Here is a 20,121-nt window from a genome sequence, read left to right on the forward strand (position 1 = left end):
CGATACGATCCGTGCAGACCCGCGGCGCTTTCGCATTCCTCTGTCAAAACCGCATGCCCGCACGACAACCGCCGGCAGTTCCGCCGCCGCTGCCGCCAACTGCTCCACAGAACAGACCGCAGCCGGAAAGGCTCACGGCCAGCAGGCAACACAGGGCGGCGAGGCCGAGCCGGCGCGCGGTCGGTCGTTTGGACGAGGGGCGTCGTTTCATCATGGAGGGCGAAGAAAAGAGCGAACCAGGGGAGGGCCCCAGCGGGTGACCTCACCCTACGCCTCGACCGCCGCGTGTGTCATCGGACGAATCCCTGTTTTCTGTGTGCGCTCATTCATCCCGCATCGTTTGCCCGTCTGTCAAGGTGTGATCGATTGGCGACGCGCCCGCCCGGCGCGCGCGGTCTTCCAGGTCTTACCCTGATAGAATGCGTGAGCCGCAACGTAGTGGATCGCTGATGAAATTGCTTGATGCTCTCGTCGAACAACGGATTGCCGCCGCAGCCGCGCGCGGCGAACTCGACGACCTGCCCGGCGCCGGGGCGCCGCTGGAACTCGACGACGACCTGCTCGTGCCCGAAGAAGTGCGCATAGCCCACCGCATCCTGAAGAACGCGGGGTTCGTGCCGCCCGCAGTCGAACAGCTGCGAGCCTTGCGCGACCTCGAGGACGAATTCGCCACTGTGGGTGACAAGGCCGCGCGTTGCCGTCTGCGCGCTCGCATGCTCGCGCTCGACATGGCGCTCGAATCGCTGCGCGGCGGGCCCATGGTCGTGCCGCAGGAATACCGCCGCCGCATTGCGGAGCGCCTGTCCGAGCGCGTTGCCGGCGAGCCCGTGTCCCCGGGGCTGGCGGCGGGGGCGGCGTGACGGGCACGCGCGTCCCGCCCGAGGCGCCGCAAAGCGAGCGCAATGAGGCACACGCGGCGGCCTCGTCGGATGACTCGGTTCCCGCCGATGCATCCCTGGCCACGCCCCAGCCCGATTGCGGCACACGCGACCGCCATTTCATGCGCCTCGCGCAGGCCGCCGCCGATGAGGCGCGCGCAGCCGGCGAAGTGCCCGTAGGCGCAGTGCTCGTGTGCGGCGACAAAGTCATCGCCTCGGGCTTCAATCATCCGATCAGCGCGCACGATCCTTCCGCGCACGCCGAAATGGCAGCCCTGCGCGCAGGCGCTCAGGCGCTGGGTAACTACCGCTTGCCCGGCTGCGAACTCTATGTGACCCTTGAACCGTGCCTGATGTGCGCCGGCGCGATCATGCATGCGCGCATCGCGCGGGTGGTGTTCGGCGCCCACGACCCGAAAACGGGCGCGTGCGGCAGCGTGGTCGATGCTTTTGCCAACGAGCAACTGAATCATCATACGAACGTTACGGGCGGCGTGCTGGCGGACGAGTGCGGCGAGGCGCTGCGCGCGTTCTTCGCCGAGCGCCGCCGCGCGAGCCGCGAGGCGCGCCGGGCGGCGCGCGCGCAGGCCGAGGAAGCGCTGACGCGCACCGGTGCCGCCGGTGCGGACGAATCTCCGGGCTGAATCGCATTCACATGACCATTCATCGCACCATCGACCTGATTGCACCTTCCGGTTATCCGAACGATTCCGATGCGGTGCATCGTGCGCTTGCGCGGTTGCGGGCGCAGGGCCATCGCGTCGATGGCGTGCAGGCTACGGAACGGCGCTATCAGCGCTTCGCCGGGACTGACGGCCAGCGCGCCGCGGAGTTGAACCGGCTCGCCGACCCGTCGCGCGACCTGCCCGACATCGTGCTCGCCGTGCGCGGCGGCTATGGCGCGGTGCGCATCCTTCACGGTCTCGACTACGAAGGGCTGCAGCGGCGCTTGACCGATCAGCCCATCGCGTTCGTGGGGCATAGCGACTTCACTGCCATCCAGCTCGCGCTGCTCGCGCGCGCCGGGCTGACGACTTTCGGCGGCCCGATGCTCGTGAGCGACTTTGGCGCGGAGAGTGTCAGCAAGTTCACGATGCATCATTTTTGGGAGACGCTATCCAGGCCGACGTACACGCTGAAGGTGAAGGCGCCCCAGACGCATTCGACGAACGTATCGGGCACCCTTTGGGGCGGCAATCTGGCCGTACTGACTTCGCTGATCGGCACGCCCTATATGCCGGTGGTCGAAGGCGGCATCCTGTTCGTCGAGGACGTCAACGAGCAGCCTTTCCGCATCGAACGGATGATTTATCAGCTGCACCTGGCCGGTATCCTTGCGCGCCAGCAGGCGCTCATCCTCGGCGATTTCTCGGGCCACAAGGAATTCGACTACGACAACGGCTACGATCTGCGCGAAATGGTCGAGCAGGTGCGCGCCGTGGCCGGCATCCCGGTGATTACGGGCCTGCCATTCGGCCATATTCCGGATATGGTCACGCTGCCGATGGGCGCGCCCGGGCAGTTGATTTCCACGCCGCACGGCTTCGAGTTGACCGTCAGCGGCTATCCGCATCTGGGTTGATTGCAGGCAGGTTCAAGCGCTTTCGGGCGCTTTTTTCATTGAGATTCGTGCAACTAACGGCCAAGTCTGCCCGCGATCGACCTGTGCAAGTAGCGAAGCCGTCGCGGGAAATTGTTGACAAAAAACTCGGCCAAATTGGGGCGTCGAATCACCATGCGGGTGCTCAATTCCCAGATATGAAGCGGCATTCACCGATACGAGGCATCTGTAGGCCAAAGCGTCCGTGGGGATCTTCCCCAGGTTCGCCGATAAAATTGTTGACAATATTTATGTCCAATCTAGGATACCCAACATAGAGATATGAGCCATGCGAAAGACCGATATCGCCGCCGAAGCAACTGGCATGAAGCCCGAGACGGTCGCCGCGCGAATCCGCGCTGCGATTCTCGAGCACCGGCTGCCGCCCGGCGCGAAGTTGACAGAAGCGCAGTTGTGCGAAGTATTCGGCGTGAAGCGCGGCCCGATCCGGCAGGCGCTCGCGCTGCTGGCGAAGGACCATCTCGTGGACCTGGAGCCCAATCGCGGTGCGTTCGTCGCGAGCCCATCGCTGCAGGAAGTGCACGAGGTGTTCGAAATGCGGCGGATCATCGAGTTGGCCGTGGTGGGGCGCATCTGCAGCGCACAGCACGGCAACCGTCGCCTGAAGAGCATCGGCGAGACGATCCGGCGTGAGCGCAAAGCCTTCGAGAGTCGCGACTTCCCCACGTGGATTCGGCTCTCGGGCGAGTTCCACACGTCGCTCGCCACGCTTACGGGCAACACGGTGCTGTGCGATTGCCTGAACGGCCTCGTGGCGCGCTCGACGCTCATTTCGGCGCTCTACGAATCGCCGGGACGCAGCCCTTGTTCGTTCGACGATCACGAAGCGATTCTGGCCGCGCTCGAAGCCGGCGACGAGAAGAAGGCGGTCGATCTCATGGTGCGCCATTTGCAAGGCGTCGAGCTCCGCATGCTCGACCGCCCGGCGGGCGCATCGGTGGATCTGCAGGAAGTGTTCAGCACGCGTGAGCCAACGGCACTCGCACGCTGATCGGCCGCGAGGCCGGCAAGAAAGCGAATTGCAGTAAAGCGCGGCGGGCCACGACGAGGCCCGCCGCGGCTGAAAAGGATGGAGTGGGGCGCATGCACGGCATGCGCACGGCCTGGGCAGGCACGGTGTTGCAAGGGCGCGCGCAAGCGGCGACCGGCGCAGTGAGAGCCGCAGGCTGGACCATTCGGGGATATCGCGGCGGCCGCGCCCAGCGCCGGTTCGCACGCGTTTCGAGGCGTTCAGGCGTCTTTTTTCCGTCGGCGTATCCATCCCAAGGAGCGGATCATGGCTCAGTTCAGCGCATCACCAGGCAGCCCGGCAGTGCCCAACTTCGAATCCCCCGAAAGCAGCGAGTCCGCGGACCACCCGCGCTTGCCGGCCGGCTACAGCGAGCGGCTCTACAATCACGACCTCGCGCCTCTCAAGGAACAGACCTGGGGCGCGTACAACATCTTCGCGTTCTGGATGTCCGACGTGCACAGCGTCGGCGGCTATGTGTTCGCGGGCAGTCTCTTCGCGCTCGGCCTCACGAGCTGGCAGGTACTCATTGCGCTGCTCGTCGGCATCTCCATAGTCAACGTGCTCTGCAACCTCATCGCAAGGCCGAGCCAGCGGCACGGCGTGCCCTATCCGGTGGCGTGCCGCGGCACTTTCGGCGTGCTCGGCGCGAACGTTCCCGCCGTGATCCGCGGCCTGATCGCCGTGGCGTGGTACGGCATCCAGACCTATCTCGCTTCGAGCGCGCTCGTCATCGTCGTGCTGAAGTTCGTCCCGCAACTGATGCCGTACGCCGATGTCCACAAGCACGGCATGCTCGGGCTTTCGGCGATCGGCTGGGCCGGCTTCATGACGCTCTGGGTGCTTCAGGCGTTCGTGTTCTGGAACGGCATGGAGACCATCAAGAAGTTCATCGACTTCGCGGGGCCCGCGGTTTATGTGGTGATGTTCGCGCTCGCGGGCTATATGGTGTATCGCGCGGGCTGGCAGAACATCGGCCTGAATCTCGGCGGCGTGAAGTATCACGGTGCCGAAGTGATTCCAGTGATGATCACCGCGATCTCGCTCGTGGTGTCGTATTTCTCCGGGCCGATGCTCAATTTCGGCGACTTCTCGCGCTATGGCAAGTCGCTCAAGAGCGTCCACAGGGGCAACTTCTGGGGGCTGCCGGTCAACTTCCTCGCGTTCTCGCTCGTCACGGTCATCACGACTTCTGCCACGCTGCCTGTATTCGGAGAACTGATTACCGATCCGGTGGAGACGGTGGGCCGCATCGATCATCCCACCGCCGTGATTCTCGGCGCGCTCACGTTCACGATTGCGACCATCGGCATCAACATCGTCGCGAACTTCGTCTCGCCCGCGTTCGACTTTTCCAACGTGGCGCCGCGCCTGATCAGCTGGCGCGCGGGCGGCATGCTCGCCGCCGTGGCGTCGATCTTCATCACGCCCTGGAACCTCTTCAACAATCCGGCTGTGATCCACTACACGCTCGACGTGCTCGGCGCGTTCATCGGGCCTTTGTACGGTGTCCTGATCGTCGACTTCTATCTCGTGAAGCGCGGCCGTCTTGCCGTGGACGACCTCTACACGGTGTCGCCGAATGGCGCGTACTGGTACCGCAACGGCGTGAACTGGCGCGCGGTGGCGGCGCTGCTGCCCGCCGCGGTGATTGCGGTTCTTTGCGTCATGGTGCCTTCGTTCAGCGGTGCCGCCAACTTCTCGTGGTTCGTCGGCGCGGCGCTCGGGGCGTTGTTCTATCGCGCCGCGACCTTCGGCGAGCGCGCTCGCGCCAACGCATGAGCGGCATGCGATATCGGGCATCGACGAAGGAACCGACATGCGTATCAAACTGATCAATCCCAATACCACCCAGCGCATGACCGCCGCGATGGAGCAGTGCGCGCGCGCGATCATCGCACCGGGCACCGAGCTCGTGGCGGTGAGCCCGACGATGGGCCCGCCATCGATCGAAGGCTATTACGACGAGGCGCTCGCGACCCCCGGCCTGCTCGCCGAAGTGGAGGCGGGCGAGCGCGAAGGCTTCGACGGCTACGTCATCGCGTGCTTCGGCGACCCGGGCCTCTACGCGGCGCGCGAACTGGCGCGCGGCCCGGTGGTCGGCATCGCCGAAGCCGCGATGCATGCAGCGAGCGTGCTGGCGCCGGGCTTCTCGGTCGTCACGACGCTCTCGCGCACACGTGCAATGGCCTGGCATCTTGCGGAGCGCTATGGCATGACGCGCTTTTGCCGCAACGTTCGCGCCATCGACGTCGCCGTGCTCGAACTCGATGAGCCGGGCTCGGCTGCGCGCCGTGCGATCGTCGACGAGTGCCGCCGCGCGCTCGAAGAAGACGGCGCCGACGCGATCGTGCTCGGCTGCGCGGGGATGACGAGCTTGTGTGCGCAAGTGGAGGAGGCGTTGGGCGTGCCGGTGATCGACGGCGTGACGGCCGCCGTGAAGTGGGTGGAGGCGCTGGTCGCGCTGCGCCTCACGACGGCCAAGCGCGGCGACTTCGCGCGGCCGCTCGCCAAGCGCTACGACGGCGACTTCGCGCGCTTCAGCCCCGGCACGCCTGCGCCTGTCACGGAAACGCCGCCGCCGGTGCGGCCGCTGCGTTACGGGTAAACGCGCAACGCGTGCAGGCCGGCGCGGCCGGCCGGTCCCACGACCGGCTGGCCGGCACATACACCTCGCTTGACCCGTACTATCCGGGCGTGCGTATGGGCGCGTACCGGTGATTTCGCTACACTGGTCCAGTCCTGTCAGCAGGCTGCGCGGACGTTGCGCCGTGCCTCGTGCGCTTCGCGGCGCCTCGCCGTTGCGCGGAATTTCCGGTTCATCCTCTCTTCGATTGATTCGACCAGCATGCCACTCGATCCCCACTATCCCCGCGATCTGATCGGTTATGGCCGCCATCCCGTGCAGGCCAACTGGCCCGGCCGGGCGCGCGTCGCGGTGCAGTTCGTGCTCAACTATGAAGAGGGCGGCGAAAACTGCGTGCTCCATGGCGACCCCGCCTCCGAGCAATTCCTCTCCGAGATCGTGGGCGCCGCTGCTTATCCGGCGCGCCACATGAGCATGGAGTCGATCTACGAATACGGCTCGCGAGCCGGCGTATGGCGCATCCTGCGCGAGTTCGAGAAGCGCGGCCTGCCGCTCACCGTGTTCGGCGTGGGCATGGCGATCGAGCGTCACCCCGAGGTCGCGCGCGCGTTCGTCGAACTGGGTCACGAGATCGCCTGTCATGGCTATCGCTGGATTCACTACCAGGACGCGTCGCCCGCACGGGAAGCCGAGCACATGAGGCTTGGCATGGAAGCGATCGAGCGCGTGACGGGCGTGCGTCCGCTCGGCTGGTACACGGGCCGCGACAGTCCGAATACACACAGGCTGGTCGCCGAATACGGCGGCTTCCTTTACGACTCCGACTACTACGGCGACGACCTGCCGTTCTGGATGGACGTGGAAGTCACGGGCGGCAAGACCATGCCGCAACTGATCGTGCCTTACACGCTCGATACGAACGACATGCGGTTCGCCACGCCGCAAGGCTTCAACACGGCGGACCACTTTTTCACATACCTGCGCGACGCATTCGACGTGCTGTATGAGGAAGGCGACGAAGCGCCGAAGATGATGTCGATCGGCATGCACTGCCGCCTGCTCGGACGCCCCGGGCGCTTTCGCGCACTGCAGCGCTTTCTCGACCACATCGAAAAACACGAGCACGTGTGGGTCACGCGCCGCGTGGACATCGCGCATCACTGGCGCGAACATCACCCCTATCAACCGCAGCAGAACGACCACCGCGGGGCCGCCGCATGAAGGCCATGCACTACACCCTCGACCAGCTCAATCAAGCTTCGACCGATGCCTTCGTGGCGGCGCTTTCGGGCATCTTCGAGCACTCGCCCTGGGTAGCCGCCGCGGCCGCGCAACAGCGTCCGTTTGCGAGCATCGACGCGTTGCATCGCACGATGTCGCAGGCCGTGGAAACTTCGGGCGAAGCAAAACAGCTCGCGCTCATCAACGCCCACCCGGAGCTTGCGGGCAAGGCCGCCGTGCGCGGCGAGCTGACCGCCGAATCCACTCGCGAGCAGAGCGGCGCGGGCCTTGACCAGTGTACGCAGGAAGAATTCGACAAGCTGCTCGCGCTCAACGGCGCGTATCGCGAGAAGTTCGGATTCCCATTCATTCTCGCGGTGCGCGGCTATGACCGCCACGGCATCATCGCGAATTTCGAGACACGCATGAACAACAGCCGCGCGGATGAGATGCGCGCGAGCCTCGACCAGATTTACCGCATTGCGCGATTCAGGCTGAATGAACTGATCGACGCGTGACGTGGCGATGCGCCCCCCGGTTTTTCGCGCGAGGGCGCAGCGCCGTTTTTGACCTGCATAAAAGACATGAAGGAAGACAACGATGGCACTCCCGACTCTCGACCCCAATGCGCCTGATTTCACGCGTCGTTTCGTGAATCTCGCGGACCCGCGTCTGGGCGCGCAGGCGCTAGAGGCGAGCGACGACTTCTTCGCGCCTAAGGAGCGCATGCTCAGTCCGGAGCCGGCCGTCTTCATTCCGGGCAAGTACGACGAGCACGGCAAGTGGATGGACGGCTGGGAAACGCGTCGCAAGCGCACGACCGGGTATGACTGGTGCGTCGTGAAGCTCGCGCGCCCCGGCGTCATCAAGGGCCTCGACATCGATACGAGCCACTTCACGGGCAACTACCCGCCGGCGGCATCGGTGGAAGGTGCGTACGTGGCCGAAGGCGCACCCGGCGCCGCGACGCAATGGACGGAAATCGTTCCTTCGACTTCGCTCAACGGCAACAGCCATCACTACGTGGAAGTGTCGAGCGAGAAGCCGTACACGCACCTGCGCGTGAACATCTATCCCGATGGCGGCATCGCGCGCCTGCGCGTGTATGGCCAGCCGCAGGTGGACTGGGCGGGCGCGAGCCGCACCGAACTCTTCGACCTCGCCGCGATGGAAAACGGCGCGTACCTCGTAGCGGCGAACAACCAGCACTTCGGCCTCGCTTCCACGCTGCTCATGCCGGGCCGCGGCGTGAACATGGGCGACGGCTGGGAAACGCGCCGCCGCCGCGAGCCTGGCAACGACTGGGCGATCATCGCGCTCGCGCAGCCGGGCATCATCAGGAAGATCGAAGTGGACACGGCGCACTTCAAGGGCAACTACCCCGACCGATGCTCGTTCCAGGCGGCGCGCGTGACGGGCGGCACGGACAGCTCGCTCGTGACCCAGGCGATGTTCTGGCCGATGCTGCTGGACGAGCAGAAGCTGCAGATGGACAAGCAGCACTACTACGAAAGCGAGCTCGCGGCGCTCGGCCCTGTTACGCACGTGCGCTTCAACATCATCCCGGACGGCGGCGTGTCGCGCGTGCGTCTGTGGGGCACGCTCGCGTGATTTGCTGACGAGGCCACCATGAGTGAAACCAGGACCACGCTCACCATCGAACCGCTGACGAGCGAGGCATTCGCGCCGTTCGGCGACGTGATCGAGCTCGCGGGCGCGAAGCAGATCCCGATCAATCTCGGCACGACGATCCGTTTTCACGATCTCGCGAAGATCGACGTCACGGACGAGGGCGGACGACCGCTCGTGAACCTCTTTCGCGGGCAGCCGCGCGAGCTGCCGTTCGAAGTGAGGATGCTCGAGCGGCATCCGCTGGGCAGCCAGGCGTTCGTGCCGCTCAACGACAAGCCGTATCTCGTGGTGGTCGCCCCGGCGGGCGAGCTGGACGTCACGAAGATTCGCGCATTCGTTTCGCGCGGCTGGCAGGGCGTGAACTACGCGAAGGGCGTTTGGCATCATCCGCTGATCGCGTTGGGGGAGGTGAGCGATTTCATCGTCGTCGATCGCGGCGGCGACGGGCTCAACCTCAACGAGCAGGATTTGCCGGAGTCGCTCTGGTTGACGCAAGAGGCGATGAAGGCTGCGATGCGCTGAGTCGCGAAGTTATGCAGCAGTACGAAGGAGCCACGGTTGGGACCGTGGCTTTTTTGCGTTCGGCGTGCGAAGCGCAGCGGCGGGTGCGTAGGGCGTAGGGCAGCTTTGTCGTAGCGCTGCTCGCACTGCGCTTCATGGGAGGATGAGGCGCCTGGATGCCTTGTTCGGGCTGAGTCAGTGAAGTGGTCGCGCGGGTGTGCACCCCAAGAGGTTGCCGCTGGGATCACGATCTGTCCTCGTGCAGAGCGTGCGCTCGCTACGAGTCAATGCCTTGCGCAACACCTGCTTGAAGGGCGCACGCTTTCGCCTTCGTTGCATCTCGTGGCCGGACACCCGATTTCACCGGGAGCCCGGTGCAGGCCTGCGATTTGCCGCGCGATCCACGCGATCCACGCGACGCAGACGCCGCAAAAAGAGAAAGGACCCGAAGCGCATCGCACTTCGGGTCCCTCCGCTCATCTCAGAGCCCACGCAGCGCGATTCGCTCCGCGCGCGGCCATCTACATCACTGCTTCGCTCCGCCCTGGAACCAGGCGGCAATTTTCATGCGCTCATCGTCGGTCATGTGCGTGACGTTGCCAAGCGGCATCGCCTTGAGCGTCACGGCCTGCTGATACAGCCGCTGGGCGTTCTGCGAGATCTCGTCGGGCGTATCGAACATCACGCCGGCGGGTGCCGCGCCCATCATAGTCGGGTGGGCCGAGTGGCAAGCCGCGCAGCGCTGCTGCAGGATCGGCTGGATGTCGGCCACCTTGAGCGACGGTGCGTTGGCCGCTTCGGCCTGCGGCACGACCGGGCGGGGCAGCGTCCACACCAGCGCGACGAACATCAGCGCCACGCCGCCGATCGGCAGATACCACAGCTGCTGGCCGCGGTGACGCATCACGAAGAACTGGCGAATCAGCGCGCCGGCCAGCATGATCACCACGAGCACGGCCCAGTTCCAGGCGTGGGCATAGGTCATCGCGTAGTGGTTGGAGAGCATGGCGAACACCACGGGCAACGTGAAATACGTGTTGTGCACCGAACGCTGCTTGCCGCGCTTGCCGTAGATCGGGTTCGGCACTTCGCCCTTAAGCATCGCCGCGACCATCTTGCGCTGGCCGGGGATGATGACGAAGAACACGTTGGCCGACATGATCGTCGCGAGCATTGCGCCCATGATGAGATACGCGGCGCGGCCCGAGAAGATGTGGCATGCGAGGTAGGCGGCGATCACGACGTAGACGCCCACGCATACGCCGAGCAGCTTGTCCCGCGTGCCGAGCAGGCGGCACAGCGAGTCGTAGACGATCCAGCCTGCGGCGAGGAAGCCGAGCGCCGCGAAGATCGCCACCACGGGCCCCATGTCGAGCACGTTCTTGTCGATCAGATACGTGTTCGGCGCCATGAGGTAGAGCACCGTGAAGAGCGACGCGCCCGAGAGCCATGTCGTGTACGACGGCCACTTCGACCAGTGCAGGTCGTCGGGCATTTCGGGCGGCGCGACGGTGTACTTCTGCATGTTGTAGAAGCCGCCGCCATGCACGTGCCACAGCTCGCCGAACACGCCGCGGCGGCGCTGGTTCGGGTCCGTTGGCGGTTTGAGGCTGTTGTCGAGCGCGACGAAATAGAACGACTCGCCAATCCAGGCGATCGCCGCGATGACGTGGAACCAGCGCAACGCGAGGTTCAGCCAGTCGGTAATAAAGCCTTCCATGAAACGCCTCCACTCCTGATGCGATGCGCGCGCGCCCTGGCGCTTGCGCTAACTGCGGGGTATGAGCGCGTCGCGCAGCCCGCGGCCGCTGGGCGACCCGTGCGCTGGCGCGCTACCGTTGTTGTTCGTATGACCTTGGCGGGCTCGATGAATCAGGCTTGATGATCGCCCGGCATGCCCTGTGATTGCTCGTCGTGCCGTGCGCCCGTAGATCGGTCAGCTGCCCCGATAGGTGCTGTACGACCACGGCGAAACGAGCAGCGGCACGTGGTAGTGCGAGCCGGTGTCGGCGATGCCGAAACGCAGCACGACGCGGTCTACGAAGCGCGGCTCGGGCAGGTTCGCGCCGAGCGCGGCGAAATAGTCGCCCGCATGGAACACGAGTTCGTATTCGCCTTTCGCGAGCGCTTCGCCTTCCAGCAGCGGTGCGTCGCAGCGGCCGTCGTGATTGGTGGTGACGGTCTTGAGCGCGCGTCGCGCGTCGCCCGAGAGCGCAAAGAGCTCGACCTTGATGCCCGCGCCCGGACGGCCGTTGGCGGTGTCGAGCACGTGGGTAGTCAGCTTGCCCATTCGCAGTTTTCCTTGTGAGTGCCTGGTGCGATTGCGAGGTTTCAGCGGCGGCTCTCGATCCCATGATGCATTGCGGCGGATCGAGGCTCCACGTCAGTGGCTACATACCCGTCGGCGGATCGAACCGAGCGCCGTGAACGCATTTTAAGAACGATCGCAACCGGCGCGCGCGAGCGATAGGAAAGATAAAGCGTCGCGCATGAGGGTGCGCCCTGGGTGCTGCCTCGGTGTGCTTCGCATTGCTCCCCGCATTTGCACGCGCCATGCAGGCATCGTAGCGACGTCAAAAATCGACCTTTATATGTTCTGCGTAAAGGTGGGTATCGCAGCGGCGAGAATTGCCACGACTATTTTGGCTACGGATCGTTGAGGCCATGCGCAGCGCGTGCTGCGCGTCCCGAAGACGGCGGTGGACGCCGGGTAACCGGGCCAGCGGCGTTCTTCCCGGGACGCGTCGGCACGGGAGCCTGGGCGACCGGCGGTGCCGGCGGGCGCGGCGAGGGCGTCGGGTTCATACGCCGCGCGCGAGCCAAATCGAGTGAAAATGGCTCGCGTTGGCACGACAACGGAGCGATCAAGGACGATGGAACGCACACTCGCGCAAGGGCAGGATCCGCAAGACCCGCAACGCCGGGCAAAGACGTTGCTGGTGAAGAACGCCGACATGCTGGTGACGATGGACGGCGCCCGCCGCGAGATCCGCGGCGGCGGCATCTACGCCGAAGGCAACCGCATCGTCGCCGTGGGCCCGACGGCCGAACTGCCCGCCACGGCCGACGAGGTCATCGACGCGAGCGGCCATCTCGTGACGCCCGGGCTCGTCAACACGCATCACCACATGTACCAGAGCCTCACGCGGGCCGTGCCCGCGGCGCAGGATGCCGAGCTGTTCGGCTGGCTCACGAATCTCTACCGGGTGTGGGCGAACCTCACGCCCGAGATGATCGAAGTCTCCACGCTCACGGCGATGGCGGAACTGCTGCTCTCGGGCTGCACGACGTCCAGCGATCATCTGTACATCTACCCGAACGGCAGCCGGCTCGACGACAGCATTCGCGCGGCGCAACGCATCGGCATGCGTTTTCACGCGAGCCGCGGCAGCATGAGCGTCGGCCGCAAGGACGGCGGTCTGCCGCCCGATTCCGTGGTCGAGTGCGAGGACGCGATTCTCGCCGATACACAACGCCTCATCGAGACCTGGCACGACGAGGGCCGGTACGCGATGCTGCGCATCGTGGTGGCGCCGTGCTCGCCGTTTTCGGTGAGCCGCGACTTGATGCGCGAATCGGCGGTGCTCGCGCGGCATTACGGCGTGTCGATGCATACGCACCTTGCCGAGAATGCCAACGACATTGCATACAGCCGCGAAAAGTTCGGCATGACGCCCGCAGAATACGCCGAGGACCTCGGCTGGGTAGGGCGCGACGTGTGGCATGCGCACTGCGTGCAGCTCGACGACCACGGCATCGGCCTGTTTGGCCGCACCGGCACGGGCGTCGCGCATTGCCCCTGCTCGAACATGCGGCTTGCATCGGGTATCGCGCCCGTGAAGAAGATGCGGCTCGCGGGCGTGCCGGTGGGGCTCGGCGTGGATGGCTCGGCGTCGAACGACGGCGCGCAGATGGTGGCCGAAGCGCGCCAGGCGATGCTGCTCGCGCGCGTGGGCTTCGGCCCGGATGCGATGACGGCGCGCGAGGCGCTCGAAATCGCCACGCTGGGCGGCGCGCGGGTGCTCGGCCGCGATGACATCGGCGCACTCGCACCCGGCATGGCGGCCGACTTCGTGGCTTTCGACCTGCGCCAGCCGCTCTTCGCGGGGGCGCTGCACGACCCGGTTGCAGCGCTCGTGTTTTGCGCGCCTTCGCAGGTGGCGTTGAGCGTGATCGGCGGGCGCGTCGTCGTGAAAGACGGCGTGTTGCAGACGGTGGAGCTCGGGCCGGTGATCGAGCGGCACAACCGGCTCGCGGCCCAACTCGTGCAAATGGCGCGCTGAAGGCGGGCTAGCGGGATCAGGCGGGATCAGGCGGGATCAGGCGGGATCAGGCGGGAACAAAACGCAGCGGCGGCGCGCCAGGACGCTCGCCGCCGCGCGGCGCACGGGACTGTCGGATAGGCTCAGGCGGCCGCTGCAACGCGCGGCCGTGGTCCTCAAGGCTTGTCGATCAGCGTTTTCGTCGCTTCGGCGACGAGGCCGCGCAACCAGCGCACTTCGTCCGAGTAATGACAGCGTTCGTGCCACAACTGGTAGTACTGCATCGGCGGGAAGTCGAGCGGCGCGGGCACGACCGTGAGCGGCAGGAAGCGCGCATAGTGGTCGGCGAAGAGGCGCGTGGTCGTGAAGATCAGGTCCGACTTGATGAGCACGTAGGGCGCGAGATTGAAGTACGGCAGCGTGACGACCACGTGGCGCTTGAGGCGCTCGCGCGCGAGGTGCACGTCGATGGCGCCGCGCTGGCCCACGGAATAGGGCGTGGGCGCGAGGTGCGGCGCGTTGAGGTACTGGTCGAGCGTGAGCGCGCCGCGCTTGGCGAACGGGTGCGTATTGCTCATCAGGCAGACGATCTGGTCGACGAACAGGTTCGAGAGGTGCAACTGCTCCGGCGGCTCGGGCCAGTTGCCGATGACGATATCGAGCTTGCCTTCCTCGAGCGCGAGTTCGTAGTCGAACGCGGGGCCGAGCGAGTGGAATTCGAGCGTCGCGTTGGGCGCGGCCTGGCGAAAGCGCTCGACGACGGTCGGCACGAACAGGACGTTCAGATAGTCGGGGCAGCCGATCCGGTAACAGCGGATGGACGTGGCCGGATCGAAATTGTGCTGCTGGAAGCGGATGCGCTCGATCTCGCGCAGCGCGTTCTGTACGGGTTCGAGCAGGCGCAGGCCATACTCGGTCGGCACCATGCCGGACTTGCCGCGCACGAGGAGCGGGTCGCCCGTGATGTCGCGCAGGCGCCGCAGCGCCGCGCTGATGGCGGGCTGGGACTGATTGAGCTTGACGGCGGCGCGTGTCACGCTGCGCTCCATCAGGAGCGTGTGCAAGACGCGCAAGAGGTAAGTGTCGATCGCCTCGCGTTGCTGACTCATGAATTCTCCGATTATATGTTCGGGCTGATCGATAAGGCTTGGGGGTATATCGTTTTTAATATGGACAAAAAGTGGCGTCAAGCGAGGCTTATCCCGAGCGGGCTGCGCAGCGCGGCACTCGCCGCGGCAACGGCGAATTTTGTCGGCTCGACGTTGGCTGGGCTAACAGGTATCGTCACCCCCGCGCGGCGGTGCACGACGCCCGTGCGAGGCAGCACGATTCAAACGGCTTTCAGGCAGCAATAACGGACAACGGCGGAACTTTCATGGGCGATTCTCCTTCACGTCAGGCAACGGGCATGCATGACGACGTGCGAGCCCCGGGCGTGCCGCGCCTCGCGCTTGCCGGCATCACGAAGCAGTACCCGGCGGTGCGCGCGAACGACGACGTCACGCTCTCGGTCGCGCCTGGAGAGATCCACGCCTTGCTCGGCGAGAACGGCGCGGGCAAGAGCACGCTCATGAAGATCGTCTACGGCGCGGTGCGGCCGGACGCGGGCGAGATCCGCTGGGAAGGCGAGGCCGTCGAAATCGCGAGTCCGGCCGCGGCGCGCAAGCTCGGCATCGGCATGGTGTTCCAGCATTTTTCGTTGTTCGAAACGCTGACGGTGGGCGAGAACATCGCGCTCTCGCTCGACGAGCCGTTCGACCTGAAAACGCTCGGCAAGCGCATTCGCGAGGTGTCGGTGCAATACGGCCTCGACATCGATCCGCAGCGCCATGTGCACAGCCTCACGGTGGGCGAGCGTCAGCGTGTGGAGATCGTGCGCTGCCTGCTGCAGAACCCGCGTCTTCTGATCATGGACGAGCCGACTTCGGTGCTCACGCCGCAGGCGGTGCGCAAGCTGTTCGGCACGCTGCGCCGCCTCGCATCGGAAGGCTGCAGCATTCTCTATATCAGCCACAAGCTCGATGAGATCCAGGAGCTGTGCGACACGGCCACCGTGCTGCGCGGCGGCAAGGTCACGGGCAACGTGATTCCTCGCGAGGAGACGCATGCGTCGCTCGCGCGGCTGATGGTCGGACGCGAGCTGCCCGACTACACGCGCCGCGCCCACACGCCCGGCGACGTGCTGCTCGAAGTCAAGCATCTGTCGATGCCGAGCGACGATCCGTTCGGCACGTCGCTCGCCGACGTTTCGTTCGGCGTGCATGCGGGCGAAATCCTCGGCATTGCGGGGGTTTCGGGCAACGGCCAGGCGGAATTGCTCGCCGCGCTCTCCGGCGAGGCGCAGGCGAGCCGCCACGGCGCGCCAGCCGATACGGTCAAGATTTGCGGCAAGCCCGCGGGACGCCTTTCGGCGGGCGCGCGTCGCAAGCTCGGTTTTGCGTTCGTGCCGGAAGAGCGGCTTGGGCGTGGCGCGGTGCCGGCCATGTCGCTTGCCGAAAACGCCTTGCTCACGGCGCATCGCGAAGGGATGGTGCGTTCCGGGTGGCTCAGGACCGGCGCGATGCGCGCGTTCGCCGAGCGTTGCATCGGCGCGTTCGACGTGCGCTGCGGCGGTCCCGATGCGCTCGCGCAAAGCCTCTCGGGCGGCAACCTGCAGAAGTACATCGTAGGGCGCGAAATTCTCCAGGCGCCGAAGGTGCTCGTGGTCGCGCAGCCCACGTGGGGCGTGGACGTGGGCGCGGCGGCCTTCATCCGCCAACAACTGCTCGATCTTTCGGCGCGCGGCGTGGCGATACTCGTGATCTCGGAGGAACTGGAAGAACTCTTCGACATCTGCGATCGCATTGCGGTGCTCGCGGGCGGGCGCCTTTCTCCCGCGCGTTTGACAGGCGAGACGAACGCCGAAGAAATTGGCCGCTGGATGGCGGGCCTCTTCGGGGAGCGCGCCAATCATGGCGACGGCGGTGGCCGCCCGGACGGCGAGCCCCCGGCGCAGACCGTAGCGAACGCCTGACGCGCGGCCGCAACAACGCGCTCCAGCCACACGGGGCGCGCGCAACATCCACCCCGAGACTGATCACCCACTTCTTCACCATGATCCTCCCGTACCGACTCGAAGCCCGCACGACGCCGTCACGCACGGTGCGCATCGCCGTGCCGTTGATCGCGGCGCTGCTGACGCTCGCCATCGGCTTCCTGATCTTCGGCCTCGTGGGCCGCGATCCCGTGCAGGCAATGCACGCGTTCTTCATCGAGCCGCTTTCGACCATCAATGGGTGGTCCGAACTGTTGCTCAAGGCCTCGCCCTTGTGCCTGATCGCGCTCGGTCTCGCGGCGGGCTATCGCGCCAACGTCTGGAACATCGGCGCGGAAGGGCAAATGGTGCTGGGCGGCATCGCGGCGAGCGGCGTGGCGATCTACTTCGATCAAGCAACGGGCTGGTGGATCCTGTTCCTCATGATGCTCGCGGGCGTGCTGGGCGGCATGGCCTGGGCGGCGATTCCCGCCTGGCTCAAGAGCCGTTTCAACACCAACGAAATTCTCACGAGCCTGATGCTCACCTATGTCGCCACGCAGTTGCTGATCTGGCTCGTGAGCGGCCCATGGCGCGATCCGAACGGCATGAACTTTCCGCTCTCCGAAATGTTCAGCGGCGACGCACTTTATCCGACCTTCGGCGGCGACTGGCGCATCCACTGGCTGCGCGGCACGCGGCTGAACGCATCGATTTTCCTCACGCTCGCGGCGATTCCGCTCGTCTGGCTCTTCATGCGCCGCAGCTTCGCGGGCTATCGCATGAGCGTGGGCGGGCTCGCGCCGCTCGCCGCGCGCTACGCGGGCTTCTCGGAGAAAAAGACGATCTGGACATCGCTGCTGCTTTCCGGGGGGCTCGCGGGTCTCGCGGGCATGGGCGAGATTGCCGGTCCCATCGGCCAGCTGCAGGCGACGTGGTCGCCGGGCTACGGTTTCACGGCGATCATCGTCGTGTTCGTGGGGCGTCTGCATCCGGTCGGCATCGTGCTCGCGAGCCTGTTGATGGCGCTGCTCTATCTGGGCGGCGAAGCCGTGCAGACTTCGCTGCAATTGCCGCAGGCGCTTTCCGGGGTGTTCCAGGGGCTGCTGCTGTTCTGCCTGCTCGGCGCGGACCTCTTCGTGAACTATCGCGTGCGCCGCCGCCATCCGGTCGCCGCCGCGAACTGACCAGCCCATCCAGAGAAAAACGACACGGGTCTAACGACATGGATATCCAGCAAGCCAGCTCGCTCGCATCGAGCGCCGTCACTGCCGCCATCCCGCTCATGTTCGCGGGCGTGGGCGAGCTCGTGACCGAGAAGTCGGGCGTCCTCAATCTCGGCGTGGAAGGCATGATGCTGATGGGCGCCGTTACGGGCTACGCGGTCACGACGATTACGGGCAGTCCGTGGCTCGGTCTGCTCGCGGGCATGGCGGCGGGCGTCGTGATGTCGTTGCTGTTCGGCTTTCTCGTCCTCACCATGCTCGCCAACCAGGTTGCCACGGGACTCTCGCTCACGATCTTCGGCGTCGGGCTTTCGGCATACGTGGGCAAGCCCTATACCTCGGCCGCCGCGTCGGCCACCATCGCAGCGTGGCCGATTCCGGGGCTCTCGCAACTGCCCGTGGTCGGGCAGGCGTTCTTCAGCCTCACGCCCGTCGATTACCTCGCGTTCATCATGTTCGCCGTGGTCGCGTGGTTCCTCTATCGCACGCGCGCCGGACTCGTGCTGCGCTCGGTGGGCGAGTCGCCGCAAGTCGCGCATTCGGTGGGCTTTCCCGTGATCGGCGTGCGCTATGGCGCAACGGCCTTCGGCGGCGCGATGGCCGGCCTCGCGGGCAGCTACTACTCGGTCGTGCAGCTGCATTTGTGGCAGGAGCAGATCACGGCGGGGCGCGGCTGGATCGCGCTCGCGCTCGTGGTGTTCGCGACGTGGCGGCCGGGGCGCCTGCTGATCGGCGCGCTGCTCTTCGGCGCGGTCACGGGCGCGCAGTTTTACGCGCAGGCCGTGGGGGTGCCGGTGCCCACGCAGTTTCTTGCCATGCTGCCGTACGTCGCGACGATCGTCGTGCTCGTGCTCATTTCGCGCAATCCGAACACGATCCGCCTGAACGCGCCGGCCTCGCTCGGCAAACCGTTCTTTGGGGCCGCCTAGGTGGCGCCGCCCAGGTGGGGCCGCCTGAGCGACGGACGTCATCCGCAATGCTGACCAACACGCGTCGAACGCTCGCAGTTATCCCATCCACGACAGGAGAATCCTCGATGAAAAAAACCATCCTGACCGCTTTCGCCGTCGCCGCCACGTGCGGCATGGCGGCCCTCGTGCCCGCGGCCCAGGCCGCCGACGCGCCGGGCGTCGCGTTCGTCTATCTCGGCAATCCGGGCGATGCCGGCTGGACCTTCGCGCACGATCAGGGGTCGAAGGCCGCCGAGCAGAAGTTCGGCAACAGGATCAAGATCACGCGCGTGGAAAACGTGCCGGAATCGGCGGATTCGGAGCGCGTGTTCCGTGATCTCGCCAGCAAGGGCAACAAGATCATCTTCGGCACGAGCTTCGGCTATCAGGACTTTCAGCTGAAGGTCGCGAAGGACTTCCCGGACACCGTGTTCCTGCACGCCACGGGCTACAAGAAGGCGCCGAACTTCGGCACCTACGACGTGCGCATGTATCAGGGCGCGTATCTCGCGGGCGTCGCGGCAGGCTACGCGACGAAGACCAACACGCTCGGCTTCGTGGCGTCGGTGCCGATTCCCGAGGTGGTGCGCAACATCAACGCGTACACGCTCGGCGCGCGCTCGGTGAACCCGAAGGTGCACACCAAGGTCATCTGGATCAATAGCTGGTTCGATCCGGGCAAGGAGAAGCAGGCCGCCGAAACGCTGATCGGCCAGGGCGCCGACGTGCTGCTGCAAAACACCGATTCGAGCGCCACGCTCGCCACCGCCGAAGAGAAGAAGGTCCACGCGTTCGGCTGGGATTCGAACATGAAGAAGTTCGGTCCGCACGCGCATCTCGGCTCGGTCGAAGCGAACTGGGGCGTCTATTACGTCGCCGCGATCCAGCAGGTGCTGGACGGCAAGTGGAAGAACGATCCCGTGTGGTGGGGCATCCCGCAAAAAGCCGTCGATCTCGGCGACGTCAACACGAGCGAGCTTTCGGCCGATGCGCAAAAGGCCGTCGCCGCGAAGCGCGAAGCGATCGCGGGCGGCAAGTGGGACGTCTTCACGGGCCCGATCAAGGACCAGACGGGCGCGGTGAAGGTGCCGGCCGGCAAGACGCTGACCGATCCGGAACTGCAGCGCCTGAACTGGTACGTCGAAGGCGTCGACGGCTCGCTGCCGAAGTAAGCGTGTCTCCGGCGCTCGCGCCGCCTGCCGGCGCGGCGCGAGTCTCTTC

18 protein-coding genes are annotated in these 20,121 nt (G+C 65.8%); 15 read left to right on the forward strand and 3 right to left on the reverse strand.

What is annotated here, in order from left to right; genetic code table 11:
- The first annotated feature begins 449 nt into the window (after nt 1-449).
- The 10 genes from VSR34_RS26030 (at nt 450) to VSR34_RS26075 (ending at nt 9,470) form a co-directional block, all read left to right on the forward strand.
- Nucleotides 450-860, forward strand: a complete 411-nt coding sequence (locus tag VSR34_RS26030; RefSeq protein WP_028211456.1) for a DnaJ family domain-containing protein — start codon at nt 450-452, stop codon at nt 858-860.
- 95 nt (nt 861-955) lie between these two features.
- The gene (gene tadA, locus VSR34_RS26035; protein WP_036045186.1) at nt 956-1,522 is read left to right on the forward strand and encodes a tRNA adenosine(34) deaminase TadA; all 567 of its coding nucleotides are present in this window, start codon (nt 956-958) and stop codon (nt 1,520-1,522) included.
- Nucleotides 1,523-1,533: 11 nt separating this feature from the next.
- A complete protein-coding gene (gene ldcA / locus VSR34_RS26040; protein ID WP_028211457.1) occupies nt 1,534-2,460 on the forward strand; it encodes a muramoyltetrapeptide carboxypeptidase in 927 nt (308 codons plus the stop codon).
- Between the two features lie 307 nt (nt 2,461-2,767).
- Nucleotides 2,768-3,490, forward strand: coding sequence for a GntR family transcriptional regulator (locus VSR34_RS26045; RefSeq protein ID WP_028211458.1), 723 nt, complete (start codon nt 2,768-2,770; stop codon nt 3,488-3,490).
- Between the two features lie 285 nt (nt 3,491-3,775).
- On the forward strand, nt 3,776-5,290 hold the full coding sequence (locus tag VSR34_RS26050) for an NCS1 family nucleobase:cation symporter-1 (RefSeq protein WP_042288886.1): 1,515 nt from the start codon (nt 3,776-3,778) through the stop codon (nt 5,288-5,290).
- Nucleotides 5,291-5,327: 37 nt separating this feature from the next.
- Nucleotides 5,328-6,116, forward strand: a complete 789-nt coding sequence (locus VSR34_RS26055; protein ID WP_028211459.1) for an aspartate/glutamate racemase family protein — start codon at nt 5,328-5,330, stop codon at nt 6,114-6,116.
- 240 nt (nt 6,117-6,356) lie between these two features.
- Entirely contained in the window at nt 6,357-7,316 is a 960-nt protein-coding gene (gene puuE / locus VSR34_RS26060) for an allantoinase PuuE (protein ID WP_028231260.1), read from the forward strand.
- Nucleotides 7,313-7,834 carry a 2-oxo-4-hydroxy-4-carboxy-5-ureidoimidazoline decarboxylase gene (uraD, locus tag VSR34_RS26065; protein WP_342963982.1) on the forward strand — a complete coding sequence of 174 codons (522 nt, stop codon included), beginning with the start codon at nt 7,313-7,315 and terminating at the stop codon, nt 7,832-7,834. Before puuE ends, uraD begins: the two co-directional genes overlap by 4 nt.
- An 82-nt stretch (nt 7,835-7,916) precedes the next feature.
- Nucleotides 7,917-8,927, forward strand: a complete 1,011-nt coding sequence (alc, locus tag VSR34_RS26070) for an allantoicase (RefSeq protein WP_342963983.1) — start codon at nt 7,917-7,919, stop codon at nt 8,925-8,927.
- 18 nt (nt 8,928-8,945) lie between these two features.
- A complete protein-coding gene (locus VSR34_RS26075; protein ID WP_342963984.1) occupies nt 8,946-9,470 on the forward strand; it encodes an ureidoglycolate lyase in 525 nt (174 codons plus the stop codon).
- Nucleotides 9,471-9,975: 505 nt separating this feature from the next.
- On the opposite strand, the gene VSR34_RS26080 is transcribed toward VSR34_RS26075, so the two are convergent.
- Nucleotides 9,976-11,169, reverse strand: coding sequence for a urate hydroxylase PuuD (locus VSR34_RS26080; protein WP_342963985.1), 1,194 nt, complete (start codon nt 11,167-11,169; stop codon nt 9,976-9,978).
- Between the two features lie 216 nt (nt 11,170-11,385).
- Nucleotides 11,386-11,739, reverse strand: a complete 354-nt coding sequence (uraH, locus tag VSR34_RS26085; RefSeq protein ID WP_342963986.1) for a hydroxyisourate hydrolase — start codon at nt 11,737-11,739, stop codon at nt 11,386-11,388.
- 583 nt (nt 11,740-12,322) lie between these two features.
- On the opposite strand from uraH, the gene VSR34_RS26090 reads away from it, so the two are divergent.
- A complete protein-coding gene (locus VSR34_RS26090) occupies nt 12,323-13,732 on the forward strand; it encodes an 8-oxoguanine deaminase (RefSeq protein ID WP_028211466.1) in 1,410 nt (469 codons plus the stop codon).
- A gap of 155 nt (nt 13,733-13,887) precedes the next feature.
- Here the strand turns inward: VSR34_RS26090 and VSR34_RS26095 are convergent, their stop codons facing one another.
- Nucleotides 13,888-14,820, reverse strand: a complete 933-nt coding sequence (locus VSR34_RS26095) for a LysR substrate-binding domain-containing protein (protein WP_028211467.1) — start codon at nt 14,818-14,820, stop codon at nt 13,888-13,890.
- Nucleotides 14,821-15,119: 299 nt separating this feature from the next.
- On the opposite strand from VSR34_RS26095, the gene VSR34_RS26100 reads away from it, so the two are divergent.
- The 4 genes from VSR34_RS26100 to VSR34_RS26115 all read left to right on the forward strand — a co-directional run bounded on the left by VSR34_RS26100 (nt 15,120) and on the right by VSR34_RS26115 (nt 20,072).
- Nucleotides 15,120-16,724, forward strand: a complete 1,605-nt coding sequence (locus tag VSR34_RS26100; protein ID WP_238327764.1) for an ABC transporter ATP-binding protein — start codon at nt 15,120-15,122, stop codon at nt 16,722-16,724.
- 80 nt (nt 16,725-16,804) lie between these two features.
- Nucleotides 16,805-17,911: an ABC transporter permease gene (locus VSR34_RS26105; protein WP_028211470.1), complete on the forward strand. Its 1,107-nt coding sequence runs from the start codon at nt 16,805-16,807 to the stop codon at nt 17,909-17,911.
- A gap of 38 nt (nt 17,912-17,949) precedes the next feature.
- A complete protein-coding gene (locus VSR34_RS26110; protein WP_028211471.1) occupies nt 17,950-18,879 on the forward strand; it encodes an ABC transporter permease in 930 nt (309 codons plus the stop codon).
- Between the two features lie 107 nt (nt 18,880-18,986).
- The gene (locus tag VSR34_RS26115) at nt 18,987-20,072 is read left to right on the forward strand and encodes a BMP family ABC transporter substrate-binding protein (RefSeq protein ID WP_028211472.1); all 1,086 of its coding nucleotides are present in this window, start codon (nt 18,987-18,989) and stop codon (nt 20,070-20,072) included.
- Nucleotides 20,073-20,121 lie beyond the last annotated feature (49 nt).

The sequence above is a fragment of the Paraburkholderia sp. JHI2823 genome (assembly GCF_038900695.1).
Taxonomy (GTDB): domain Bacteria; phylum Pseudomonadota; class Gammaproteobacteria; order Burkholderiales; family Burkholderiaceae; genus Paraburkholderia; species Paraburkholderia mimosarum.

What these genes read in the sequence shown, in the direction of transcription:
- VSR34_RS26030 (WP_028211456.1), top strand. Translation starts at nt 450, where the DNA reads ATGAAATTGCTTGATGCTCTCGTCGAACAACGGATTGCCGCCGCAGCC.
- ldcA (WP_028211457.1), top strand. Translation starts at nt 1,534, where the DNA reads ATGACCATTCATCGCACCATCGACCTGATTGCACCTTCCGGTTATCCG.
- VSR34_RS26045 (WP_028211458.1), top strand. Translation starts at nt 2,768, where the DNA reads ATGCGAAAGACCGATATCGCCGCCGAAGCAACTGGCATGAAGCCCGAG.
- VSR34_RS26050 (WP_042288886.1), top strand. Translation starts at nt 3,776, where the DNA reads ATGGCTCAGTTCAGCGCATCACCAGGCAGCCCGGCAGTGCCCAACTTC.
- VSR34_RS26055 (WP_028211459.1), top strand. Translation starts at nt 5,328, where the DNA reads ATGCGTATCAAACTGATCAATCCCAATACCACCCAGCGCATGACCGCC.
- puuE (WP_028231260.1), top strand. Translation starts at nt 6,357, where the DNA reads ATGCCACTCGATCCCCACTATCCCCGCGATCTGATCGGTTATGGCCGC.
- uraD (WP_342963982.1), top strand. Translation starts at nt 7,313, where the DNA reads ATGAAGGCCATGCACTACACCCTCGACCAGCTCAATCAAGCTTCGACC.
- alc (WP_342963983.1), top strand. Translation starts at nt 7,917, where the DNA reads ATGGCACTCCCGACTCTCGACCCCAATGCGCCTGATTTCACGCGTCGT.
- VSR34_RS26075 (WP_342963984.1), top strand. Translation starts at nt 8,946, where the DNA reads ATGAGTGAAACCAGGACCACGCTCACCATCGAACCGCTGACGAGCGAG.
- VSR34_RS26080 (WP_342963985.1), bottom strand. Translation starts at nt 11,169, where the DNA reads ATGGAAGGCTTTATTACCGACTGGCTGAACCTCGCGTTGCGCTGGTTC.
- uraH (WP_342963986.1), bottom strand. Translation starts at nt 11,739, where the DNA reads ATGGGCAAGCTGACTACCCACGTGCTCGACACCGCCAACGGCCGTCCG.
- VSR34_RS26090 (WP_028211466.1), top strand. Translation starts at nt 12,323, where the DNA reads ATGGAACGCACACTCGCGCAAGGGCAGGATCCGCAAGACCCGCAACGC.
- VSR34_RS26095 (WP_028211467.1), bottom strand. Translation starts at nt 14,820, where the DNA reads ATGAGTCAGCAACGCGAGGCGATCGACACTTACCTCTTGCGCGTCTTG.
- VSR34_RS26100 (WP_238327764.1), top strand. Translation starts at nt 15,120, where the DNA reads ATGCATGACGACGTGCGAGCCCCGGGCGTGCCGCGCCTCGCGCTTGCC.
- VSR34_RS26105 (WP_028211470.1), top strand. Translation starts at nt 16,805, where the DNA reads ATGATCCTCCCGTACCGACTCGAAGCCCGCACGACGCCGTCACGCACG.
- VSR34_RS26110 (WP_028211471.1), top strand. Translation starts at nt 17,950, where the DNA reads ATGGATATCCAGCAAGCCAGCTCGCTCGCATCGAGCGCCGTCACTGCC.
- VSR34_RS26115 (WP_028211472.1), top strand. Translation starts at nt 18,987, where the DNA reads ATGAAAAAAACCATCCTGACCGCTTTCGCCGTCGCCGCCACGTGCGGC.